Annotated in this window: 6 protein-coding genes and 1 pseudogene; 3 read left to right on the top strand and 4 right to left on the bottom strand. The window is 66.6% G+C overall.

Annotation, left to right across the window (positions count from 1 at the left end; genetic code table 11):
- Positions 1-612: 612 nt before the first annotated feature.
- From HAP48_RS13095 to HAP48_RS13085, 3 genes and pseudogenes are all read left to right on the top strand, one after another.
- Positions 613-1,875 (top strand): annotated as a pseudogene (locus tag HAP48_RS13095) (efflux RND transporter periplasmic adaptor subunit).
- The gene (locus HAP48_RS13090) at positions 1,872-5,045 is read left to right on the top strand and encodes an efflux RND transporter permease subunit (RefSeq protein WP_166213456.1); all 3,174 of its coding nucleotides are present in this window, start codon (positions 1,872-1,874) and stop codon (positions 5,043-5,045) included. The pseudogene HAP48_RS13095 and the gene HAP48_RS13090 overlap by 4 nt, the downstream one beginning before the upstream one ends.
- 282 nt (positions 5,046-5,327) lie before the next feature.
- Complete coding sequence (locus tag HAP48_RS13085; protein WP_166213457.1) at positions 5,328-6,518, top strand: ABC transporter substrate-binding protein; 1,191 nt, start codon at positions 5,328-5,330, stop codon at positions 6,516-6,518.
- Positions 6,519-6,593: 75 nt separating this feature from the next.
- On the opposite strand, the gene HAP48_RS13080 is transcribed toward HAP48_RS13085, so the two are convergent.
- The 4 genes from HAP48_RS13080 to HAP48_RS13065 all read right to left on the bottom strand — a co-directional run bounded on the left by HAP48_RS13080 (position 6,594) and on the right by HAP48_RS13065 (position 11,280).
- Positions 6,594-6,986, bottom strand: coding sequence for an MAPEG family protein (locus HAP48_RS13080; RefSeq protein WP_166213458.1), 393 nt, complete (start codon positions 6,984-6,986; stop codon positions 6,594-6,596).
- A gap of 109 nt (positions 6,987-7,095) precedes the next feature.
- Positions 7,096-8,181 carry a lipocalin-like domain-containing protein gene (locus HAP48_RS13075; RefSeq protein ID WP_166213459.1) on the bottom strand — a complete coding sequence of 362 codons (1,086 nt, stop codon included), beginning with the start codon at positions 8,179-8,181 and terminating at the stop codon, positions 7,096-7,098.
- The gene (locus HAP48_RS13070) at positions 8,171-10,630 is read right to left on the bottom strand and encodes an ABC transporter permease (RefSeq protein WP_166213460.1); all 2,460 of its coding nucleotides are present in this window, start codon (positions 10,628-10,630) and stop codon (positions 8,171-8,173) included. Before HAP48_RS13070 ends, HAP48_RS13075 begins: the two co-directional genes overlap by 11 nt.
- Entirely contained in the window at positions 10,627-11,280 is a 654-nt protein-coding gene (locus HAP48_RS13065; RefSeq protein ID WP_166213461.1) for an ABC transporter ATP-binding protein, read from the bottom strand. The genes HAP48_RS13070 and HAP48_RS13065 overlap by 4 nt, the downstream gene beginning before the upstream one ends.
- Positions 11,281-11,284: the final 4 nt, after the last annotated feature.

The raw sequence follows: 11,284 nt of genomic DNA, 5'->3' as shown, positions 1-11,284 counted from the left end.
GATCAAATGCGCTTGCCATTTACGTAGTCGCCTTCACTCACGCACGCCGCGGCAAAGCCCGATGAATGTTCGAGAAATATGCGGCGGCCAACAAAATTTCACTGTTTGGCAACCAAGACCGTATTGGCGATATTTCCGAGTGTCAATGTGTGTCCGGATGACAGCGCACTGTTAACCACGATTCGGCCATGCAGCGGGAGGTAGAGCGCAGGAAAAGGGGCCGGTTTTGCCATTTGCGGCCGGAGGTTGTGCGCCAAAAGTCGAATCGGACGCCGTGTGACGAATCTGTGAAGCGAATTCGCGTTGTGATTGATTCGGGGCGATCCGTCTGTGATCTCATGCCCTCGAAAGGCCAGCCAGTCTGTCCCTTCCCGTCGTCACGGTTTCGCGAGCGTGTCGTAAGGCGTTCAGACTACGCAACTATTCGCTTGATCCGGCGCCCATCTTGAACAGACTGGGGGTCGGCTACATCTGTGACGTCCACTGCCGCAACATTGCGGCGGTCCATCCGCTTTGAATCACTGCAATTTCAAATGCGACTTTGGTAGCCCTGCTGTGGTCGTTCTGGGGGAGAAGGAATTGAGTGCGATTGACACAACGGAGCGTCCGGCTCTGGTTAACGGCGTCGAACGCGATTCGCTTCGCCGCCATGATTCGCTCCGCCGGCTTGATTCGCTTCGCGGTCTTGGCGGGCTCGGCCTCGCGCCGCTCGGCTTGCTTGCCGCGCTGACGCTCAGTGGCTGCGGCGACAAGAGCGCGCAATCGCAGGCCGCGCCGCCGGCGCCGCCCGTTACCGTCGCGCAGCCGGTCAAGCGCACGGTCACCGACTGGGACGAGTTCACCGGCCGCTTCGAGGCGATCGAGGAAGTTCAGGTCCGCGCCCGTGTCGGCGGCTTCGTGGACAGTTTCGAGTTCAAGGACGGTGCGATCGTCCACGCCGGCGATCTGCTCTACACCATCGATCCGCGCCCGTTCGAGGCGGTCGTGCTGCAAGCCCAGGGTCAGCTCGCCGACGCACGCGCCAAGGGGGAGCTTGCCAAACGTGATCTCGAGCGCGGGCTGAACCTGGTGCAGACCAGCGCGGTGTCGGAGCAGGTCGTCGACTAGCGCCGTCAGGCGTTGCAGGCGGCGCGCGCCGCCGAGACGCAGGCCGAGGGCACGCTGAAGGCCGCGCAGCTCAACGTCGAATTCAGCCACGTGCTGGCGCCGATCACCGGCCGCGTCAGCCGGCATCTGGTTACTCCGGGCAATCTCGTGCAGGGCAGCGAGGGCGGCGCGACGCTCTTGACCTCGATCGTGTCGCTTGATCCGATCTACATCTATTTCGACGTCGACGAGGCGACCTATCAGCGCAACAGCAAGCTATGGTTCGAAGGCCGGCGGCCGAGCTCGCGCGACACGGCGAACCCGGTGCAGGTGTCGCTGACCGGCGAGACCAAGCCCTCGCATGAGGGCAAGATGGACTTCCTCGACAACCGGCTCGACGTCTCGACCGCGACCTTGCGCAGCCGCGCGATCATTCCGAACAAGGATCTGTCGATCCTGCCCGGCCAGTTCGGCCGCGTCCGCATCATCGGCTCCTCGCCCTATGAGGCGCTGCTGATCCCGGATACCGCCATTGCCACCGACCAGTCGCGCAAGATCGTGTTCGTGGTCAAGGACGACAACACGGTGGAAGCTCGAGCGGTCGTGCTGGGGCCGCTCGATGACGGCCTGCGGGTGATCCGCGAAGGCCTCAAGGCGGAAGACCATGTGATCGTGGATGGACTGCAGCGCGCTCGCGTCGGCGCCAAGGTGACCCCGAAGATGGCGCAGGCGCCGGCCGGCGCGGGTGCCCCGGCGGAAGCGAAGCCGGCGGCAGGTGCGAAGCCATGAATCTCGGCAGGCTTTCCATCAACCAGCCCATCCTCGCGATGGTGCTGTCGATCGTGCTGCTGATTGTCGGCGCGATCGCCTATCCGACGCTGCCGGTCTCGGAGTATCCGCAGGTCGTGCCGCCGACCGTCGTGGTGACGACGCAATATCCCGGCGCCTCGGCGCAGACCGTGTCCGACACCGTGGCCGCCCCCATCGAGCAGGAGATCAACGGCGTCGAGGACATGCTGTATCTCTACAGCCAGGCGACCTCGAACGGCCAGCTCACCATCACCGCCACCTTCAAGCTCGGCACCGACCTCGACAAGGCGCAGGTGCTGGTGCAGAACCGCGTCGCGATCGCGCAGCCGCGGCTGCCCGAGGAGGTGCAGCGCAACGGCGTCACCACGCGCAAGAACTCGCCCGACATCCTGATGGTGGTGTTCATGCTGTCGCCCGACGACAGCTTCGATCAGCTTTACATCTCGAACTACGCGCTGCTGCAGGTCCGCGACCAGTTGCTGCGGCTCGACGGCGTCGGCGACATCCAGATGTTCGGCGCGCGCGATTACTCGATGCGGCTGTGGCTCGATCCCGACCGGATCGCCAATCTCGGTCTGACCTCGACCGAGGTGCTGGCGGCGATCCGCGCGCAGAACCTGCAGATCGCGGGCGGACAGATCGCGGAGCCGCCGATCACCGATCGTGCCTTCCAGCCGAACCTGGTTTTCACCGGCCGCCTCAAGGACATCAGGCAGTTCGAAGACATCGTGGTGAAGGCGGGCTCCGACGGCCGCACCGTGCGCCTGCGCGACGTCGCCCGCGTCGAGCTCGGTGCGCTGTCCTACGCCACCAACAGCTTCCTGCTGCGCAAGTCGGCGGTGGCCCTGCTGGTGACACAACGGCCCGGATCGAACGCGCTCGCCACCGCCAAGAGCATCTCCGACACAATGGAGCAGATGAAGGCGAGTTTCCCGAAGGGGCTCGACTACAATATCGGCTACAACCCGACCGAATTCATCGCCCAATCGGTTCATGAGCTGATCAAGACCATCTACGAGGCGATGGCGCTCGTCGTCATCGTGGTGCTGGTGTTCCTGCAGGGCTGGCGGCCTGCGATCATCCCGATCGTCGCGATCCCGGTGTCGCTGGTCGGCACCTTCGCGGTGATGGCCGCGCTCGGCTTCTCGATCAACAATCTGACGCTGTTCGGCCTGGTGCTGGCGGTCGGCATCGTGGTCGACGACGCCATCGTGGTGGTCGAAAATGTCGAGCGCCATCTCGAGCACGGCATGTCCAGGCGCGACGCCGCGCTCAAGACCATGGAGGAGGTCGGCGGCGCACTGGTCTCGATCGCGCTGGTCTTGTGCGCGGTGTTCGTGCCGACCGCCTTCCTCGGCGGCATCTCCGGGCAGTTCTTCCAGCAATTCGCGGTAACCATTGCGGTCGCGACCGCGATCTCCTGCTTCTGCTCGCTGACGCTGTCGCCGGCGCTGGCTTCGCAGATCCTGGTCCCGCACGCGGACAAGCGCCCGCCGGCGCGCTGGAACATCATCGCGCGCGGCTGGGACAGCTTCACCGCATTGTTCAACCGCGTGTTCGACCGGCTGGCTCACGGCTACGCGGCGGTAGCCGACTTCGTGATTCGCCACACCGTGGTGATGCTCGCGATTTATGTCGTGCTGATCGGCAGCGCCGGCTGGCTGCTCGCAACCACCTCGCAGGGCTTCATCCCGGCGCAGGATCGCGGCTACGTCATCATCTCGGCGCAGCTGCCGGGCGCGGCGTCGCTGGCGCGCACCACCGCCGTGGTGCGCGAGATCGAGCGGATTGCGCTCGATACACCCGGCATCGTTCGCGTCGCGGCTTTCGCCGGCTTCTCCGGCGCGACGCGCACGCAGGCCGGCAATGCCGCCGCGCTGTTCCCGGTGTTCGATGAGCCGGAGGCGCGGCTGAAGAAGGGACTGACGGCCACCGAGATCACCGCAGAGCTGCGCAAACGCCTGTCGGTGATCCAGGGCGCCTTCATCATCGTGATCCCGCCGCCCGCGGTGTCCGGCATCGGCACCGGTGGCGGCTTCACGATCCGCATCCAGGACCGGCAGGGCCGCGGCCCCGAGCTGCTGGCCTCCGCCACCGACGAGCTGGTCGGCGCGGCGCGCAAGTCGCCCAACCTGACGTCGGTGTTCTCGCCGTTCACCGCCAACACGCCGCAATTGTTCGTCGATATCGACCGCGTCAAGGCGCAGAAGCTCGGCGTGCCGATCGCTGGCATCAACGACACCATCCAGACCTATTTCGGCTCGACCTACGTCAACGACTTCAACCTGTTCGGCCGCACCTATCACGTCACCGCACAGGCCGACCTGCCGTTCCGCAAGGAGACCACCGACCTCGCGCGGCTGCGCACCCGCAACGCCGCCGGCGACATGGTGATGCTCGGCAGCGTCGTGGACTTCAAGGATACCTCCGGCCCCGACCGCGTCGCGCGCTACAATCTCTACGCTGCCTCCGAGCTGCAGGGTGAGCCGGCGCCCGGCACCAGCTCGACGACGGCGCTCAACACCATCAAGCAGCTCGCCGACGCGACGCTGCCCTCGGGCTTCACCTTCGAATGGACCGACCTGTCCTACCAGCAGGTTACCGGCGGCAATGCCGGCCTCTACGTGTTCCCGATCTGCGTGCTGTTCGTCTACCTGGTGCTGGCTGCGCAATATGGCAGCTGGACATTGCCGTTCGCGGTGATCCTGATCGTGCCGATGTGCCTGCTCGCGGCCACGATCGGCGTCCGCCTGATGGGCCAGGACGTCAACATCCTGACCCAGATCGGCTTCGTGGTGCTGGTCGGGCTCGCCGCCAAGAACGCGATCCTGATCGTCGAGTTCGCGCGCGATATCGAGCTCGAGGGCAAGCCGCGGCTGGAGGCGGTCATCGACGCCTGCCGGCTCCGCCTGCGGCCGATCCTGATGACGTCATTCGCCTTCATCCTCGGCGTGCTGCCGCTGGTGGTGTCGACCGGCTCGGGCTCGGAGATGCGGCAGGCGGTCGGCGTCGCCGTGTTCTTCGGCATGCTCGGCGTCACGCTGTTCGGCCTGATCTTCACGCCGATCTTCTACATGGTGGTGCGCAACCTCGCGGAAGGAAAGAACGAGGGCAAGCCGGCGGCGCCCGCGGCGAATGTGGCGGGGTGATGCCCCCGTGACTAAGACGCGATTCCATTCCCGTCACCCTGAGGAGCGCGGAACGCGCGTCTCGAAGGGTGCACGGCCCGGCTGGTGGCCGTTCGCCCTTCGAGGCTCGCCCAGCGGCGCAATTGCGCCGCAAGGCTCGCACCTCAGGACGACGGGTTTGAGGTCGTGCTGCGGAGTTGGGCCCATACTATTGGCTGAGCGGGAAGGGATGGGCAGGCGCAGGGTTATAAAATAATGTCGCGCCGATTTTTCCTGATCAAAGACTGCTGGGAGAGCATAACGATGAAGTCGGGATTTTTGGCCGCGGTTGCGGCGTGCAGCCTGATGCTTGCGGCGCCGGCGATGGCCCAGGGTGTCAAGATCGGTATCCTGAACGACCAGTCCGGCGTCTACGCCGACTACGGCGGAAAGTATTCGCTCGAGGCGGCACGAATGGCGGTCGAGGATTTCGGCGGCGAGGTGCTGGGCCAGAAGATCGAGATCGTCACCGCCGACCATCAGAACAAGCCGGACCTCGCGACCGCGATCGCGCGGCGCTGGTACGAGGTCGAGAACGTCGACATGATCACCGAGCTCACCACCTCGTCGGTTGCGCTCGCGGTGCAGGAGCTGTCGAAGGAAAAGAAGAAGATCGACATCGTGGTCGGCGCGGCGACCTCGCGCATCTCGGGCGATGCCTGCACGCCCTACAGCTTCCATTGGGCCTATGACACCCGCGCGCTCGCGGTCGGCACCGGCGGTGCGCTGACGGAAGCGGGCGGCGACACCTGGTTCTTCCTGACCGCCGACTACGCCTTCGGCTACGCGCTGGAAAAGGACACCAGCGACATCGTCCACTCGAAGGGCGGCAAGGTGGTCGGCTCGGTCCGCGTGCCGCTCAACTCGTCGGACTTCTCGTCGTTCCTGCTGCAGGCGCAGAGCTCGAAGGCCAAGATCATCGGGCTCGCCAATGCCGGGCTCGACACCACCAACTCGATCAAGCAGGCCGCCGAGTTCGGCATCGTCAGGGGTGGCCAGAAGCTCGCCGGCCTGCTGATGACGCTGTCGGAGGTGCACGGTCTCGGGCTGGAGGCAGCCCAAGGCCTCGTGCTCACCGAAGGGTTCTACTGGGATCACGACGACGCCTCGCGCGCCTTCAGCGAGCGCTTCATCAAGCGCACCGGCCACATGCCGAGCATGATCCATGCCGGCACCTATTCGGCGACGCTGAGCTACCTCAAGGCCGTGAAGGCGGCCGGCACCAAGGACAGCGAAGCGGTCGCCGCGAAGCTGAAGGAACTGCCGGTCGACGACGCCTTCGCCAAGGGCAAGGTGCTCGCCAACGGCCGCATGGTCCACGACCTCTATCTGTTCGAGGTCAAGAAGCCGTCGGAATCGAAGAAGCCGTGGGATTATTACAAGCAGCTCGCCGTGGTGCCTGGCGACAAGGCGTTCTTCAGCGCCAAGGAGAGCGGCTGCCCGCTGACCAAGTGACGCACGCATCCAATGGTGGTGTCGTCCTGGCTTTCGCCAGGACGACGACGGAAGACGACGGCTGAATGCGTGGCGTCACCCGTGCACCAGCCGCCACACCGCGCCGCCGATCGCGCCGACCCACAACACGATGCACGCGGTCGCCTGCACGGCAAATCCGCGGCTGCGCTTTGCCACCGCCTCGCGATAGCCGGTGAAGTAGACGATGCGGCCGATCACCCAGAGCGCCCCGATCGCTGCGGCCGTAGCGTCGCCGATATAGATCGCGAACAGCCAGAGCGACGGCAGGAAGATCGGCATCCATTCCAGCGTGTTCATCTGGATGCGGAAGATGCGCTCGAAATCCGGATGGCCGGAGATCGCCGGCAGCTTGACGCCATAGGCGACACGGGCGCGCGCGACCTGGGTCGAGGTGAAGAAATAGAACGCGACGGCAAGGCAGGTGACGATGGCCGTGTAGTGGTACATGTCGGGCGTGTCCTCTCGTTCCGTTGGCCCCGATGTCATGACGGCGCGACAGCGACCGGTGTGACAGGCGAGTTGATTTTTTTGACTGCGCTGATCTTCTGTCGCCGCCCTAGTACCCGGTCATCTCAAGATAGCCGATTCCGGCGTGGCTTCCCGTGAAGCGGACCGGGCCTTCCCAATAGGGGAAGCTGGTTCCCATCCAGCTTTTTGGATTGAGCGGCGTGGTCTCGATGGCAAGGCCGCGCGCGGGCAGGGCGACGCGCCACGCTGTCGGCAGCTTGCGGCCGTCGATCTCGGTGATCGCAACCGGCGCGATGCTGTTGCCGCTGGCCGCGATCTCGGTCGAGCGGCCGTCCGGCGTGATCCAGTTGCCGAACAGGTTCTCGCGGCCGTCCTTCTGGCGCAGCCGGTACAGCATCAGCTTCTCGTCGCCGGGCAGATGCAACGAGAACCAGTCCCAGCCAGTCTGGTCGGCGGCAAGCGGCTGGCTGCTCCATTCGCGGTCCATCCAGGCCATGCCCGTGACGTCGACCGGCCTGTCGTCGATGACGATGCGGCCGGACGCCTTGTAGAACGGCTGGCTGTAGTAATAGGAGGCCTGTCCGCGATCCGACTTGCGGCTGTAGCCATGGTCGCCTTGCAGCACCAGCGGACGGTCGGCGGCAAGCCGAAGCGTGGCGCTGAAGTCGGCGGCGGAGGCCTTGAGCTCGAGCGGCGCGACGGTCTGCGCATCGAACCCATCGAGGCCGCGGATTTCCCAGGCATCGATCCAGGCCCGGAACGGCGTCGCGTCGACACCGGCCTGGCCGACACCGCCGCGCGCAAAGGTCTCGCTGAAGCGATGGGTGGCGGCGCTGGTCACCGCCGCATGGCCCATCCAGACCTGCTGGTTGGCCCAGCCTTCGGCCGGACCGCCGGGCTTCATGGCCTGGCGGAACAGCGTCCATTGCGTGCCGTAGGCCGCGCCGCTGGCGTCTGTGAGGTTCGCGGTGACGTACCACCATTCGATCCGGAATTCCGGATGCGGGCCGTGATCGGCTGGAAATGCGAACTGCTTGCCCGGCGTGACGGCGGCAAAGCCTTCAGCATTCTCGCCGAGGCCGGCAAAGCCCTGCGCAACGCTCTTGCCGCCAAGCGCGAGCGCCAGCGCGCCACCGGCAAAGGCACGGCGCGTGATGGTGCCGCTAGCGCTCATTGACGAAGATCCGGATCAGGCTGGCCGGCTGCATGCGCGCCAGTCTAGCGACCGGCAGCGCCGCCGCACAGAGCGCCGCCGCCATCGCCACCGCGAGCAGCTCGATCAGCTGCAGCGGGAAGATTTGGAACGGCAGTCGCCAGCCGAACGCCTTCACATTGACGATCGCAAGCAGGCACCACGCGACCAGAAGGCCGAGCGGCAGCGCGAACAGCGCGGTGATCAACGCGACCGCCATGGTCTTCAAGAGTTCGAGCGCCGCGAGCCGGCGCCGCGTCAGGCCGATCGCCCACAGCGGCGCAAGCTGCGGCAGCCGCGAATTGGCGAGCGTCAAGAGGCTGGTCAGGAGCGCGATGCCGGCGACGCCGAGCGTGAAGGCGTTGAGCGCCGCCGTGACCGAGAAGGTGCGGTTGAAGACCCGCTTCGATTCCCGCTTCATCGTCGCCTGGTCGGCGACGTTGCGGTCGTCGAGGCCGAACTTCTCCTGCAACGCCGTGATCAGCGGCGCGATCCTGTCGGGCGCGACGCGCAGGCCCATCCGCGTCATCGGCGTTTGCGGGAAGCGTCGCGTCAGCGCGGCGAAGTTGACCGCGATCTGGCCCTTGGGGTTGCCGTAATCGGCATAGATGCCGACGATCTCGAGCGGCCAGGGGCCGCCGGGGGCGGGCACTTCGATGTGATCGCCGAGGCCAAGCTTCATCCGCCGCGACAGCTGCTCGCTGACCAGACAGGTGTCGCCGGGGCGCAGCCTGACCCACGCATTGGCGGTGCTGTCGAGCAACGGCCAGTTGTCGCGATAGGTGGTGTGGTCGGGCAGGCCGAGCACTTCGATCGGCGCGCCGCCGAGCTGGGCGTCGGCGCGGCCGCCGGGCAGGATCGCCTCGACTTCCGGCCGGTCGCGCAGCCAGGCCTTGATCTCCTTCGCCTGGGTATCGCTGGCGGCGCTGATATAGACGTCGGCGGCGAGCCGGCCGTCGAGCCAGACCAGGAAGGTGCGGCTAAAGCTTTCCACCATGGTGCCGACGCCGACATTGACGGCGAGCGCGAGCAGCAGCGCCATCAGCGCCAGCGACAGGCCCGACAATTGCTGGCGGCTGTCGGCCCAGAACCAGATGCTAACAGGCGCTCGCGCGCTGCGCTGGCCGAATGCGAGCGCGATTTGCAGGACCATCGGCAAAATCAATGCCGCGCCGAGCATCAGCGCCGCCAGCACCGCAAAGCCCGCGATCAGGGAATCGCCGAACTGGATCAGAGCCGCGGCCAGCGCAAACACCGCGAGCGCCGCGGCGCTCTGGAGCATGAGCCAGCGCCGCTGCGCCTGCTGCCAGGCCTGCGGTTGCGCGGTCGCCAGCACGGGCATCCGGATCGCCTTGGCGAGGCTCGCGGCCGCCGCGGCGAGCGCGCCGAAAATGCTGATCGCGATGCCGGCGAACCACCAGACGGGCTTGAGCGACAGCTGCCCGGGGATCTGCGCGCCGTAAAGCCCGCGCAGGGAGGCCGCGACATCCGGCAGCAATGCCGCCGCGATGACATAGCCGCAGACGAGGCCGATCAGACCGGCGATCAGGGCCAGCGACACCAGCTCGATCACCAGCACGGTGTTGAGCATCCGCGCCGAGACGCCGCAGGCGCGCAGCGTGCGCAGCATCGGCAGCCGCTGCTCGAAGGCGAGCCCGATCGCGGAGTTGACGATGAACAGGCCGACGAAGAACGACAGCAGGCCGAAGGCGGTGAGGTTGAGATGGAAGCTGTCGGTGAGGCGTTCGAGCTCGCTCTCGGCGCTCGGCTCGACCAGGCGCAGCTTGTCACCGGTCACGCTCTCAAGCGTGCCATGCGGCGCCTTGGCCTTGCCGACCAACAGGCGCGAGACTTGTCCGGGCATTTTCAGGATGTCCTGCGCGATGCCGATATCGACGACCAGCGCGCCGGGCGCGAGCTCGGCCTGCACGCGCAGCGGCGGCAAGCTCATGCCGTTGGCCTGCGGCCGCTCGCCTTCCTTGAGGCCGAGATCGCGCAGCGTCTCAGGCGCCACCAGCATTTCGCCGGGAGGCGTGACGAAGGATTGCAGGTTGCCGCGGCCGATCGCCGGCGCGTTGCCGACCTCGGAGGGCAGCGTCACCGGCTCGACGCCGAGCAGGCGGAAGCTGCGGCCGTCGATCTGGACACGGCCCTCCAGCATCGGCGACACCGGCCAGCCGGCGCGGCGCAGATCGACGAACAGCTGTTGCGGGAAGGTCGCGCTGTCCCTGGCGACCAGCATCGCGGTGCGCGAGCCGCCGAAGGTCGCGGCGGCGCGATCATAGGCGATGCGGGCCTGCTGGTTCAGCGCCTGGACGCCGCTCCACAGCGCGGTTGCTGAGATCAGCCCGATCACCAGCGTTGCGAGCTGCATCGGATGCCGTCGCCAATGGCTGAGCAGCACGGCGAGGATCCAGAGCGCGCGCCTCACGCAATTACTCCGGCATGCAGATTGACCTGGCGGTCGAGCGTCGCGGCGAGCCGCGCGCTGTGGGTGACCATCAGGAAGCCGCAGCCGGTGCGAACAACCAGATCGCGCGCGAGTCGCAGCACCTCGTCGGCAGTGTCCTCGTCGAGATTGCCGGTCGGCTCGTCGGCGAGCAGCAACAGCGGCTTCGGCGCCAGCGCGCGGCCGATCGCGACGCGCTGCTGCTGGCCGCCGGACAATTGCTCGGGATAGCGCTTCAGCAGATTTTTCAGACCGAGGCGCTCGACCAACTCGTCATGCCAGGCGGCATCATGCCGGCCGGCGATGCGCGATTGAAACACGAGGTTGTCGGCGACCGTCAGGCTCGGGATCAGGTTGAACTGCTGGAACACGAGGCCGAGCCGGTCGCGGCGCAGCTCGGCGCGGCCGGCATCGTTGAGCTGGGAGACGACGGTATCGGCGAGCCTGATCTCGCCGCCGTCGGCGGCATCGAGCCCGGCGATCAGATGCAGCAGCGTGCTCTTGCCGCTGCCGGATTCGCCCGATAGCGCGACGCTCTCGCCGGTCGCGACCGCGAGGTCGACGCCGCGCAGCACCGCGACGTCTTCGCCGGCGGAGCGGTAGCTCTTGGTCAGGCCGGTGACGCGAAGCACCGCG

Origin of the sequence: Bradyrhizobium septentrionale (assembly GCF_011516645.4) — a bacterium.
GTDB classification, from domain to species: domain Bacteria; phylum Pseudomonadota; class Alphaproteobacteria; order Rhizobiales; family Xanthobacteraceae; genus Bradyrhizobium; species Bradyrhizobium septentrionale.
This window is presented reverse-complemented; position numbering and strand designations above follow the sequence as displayed.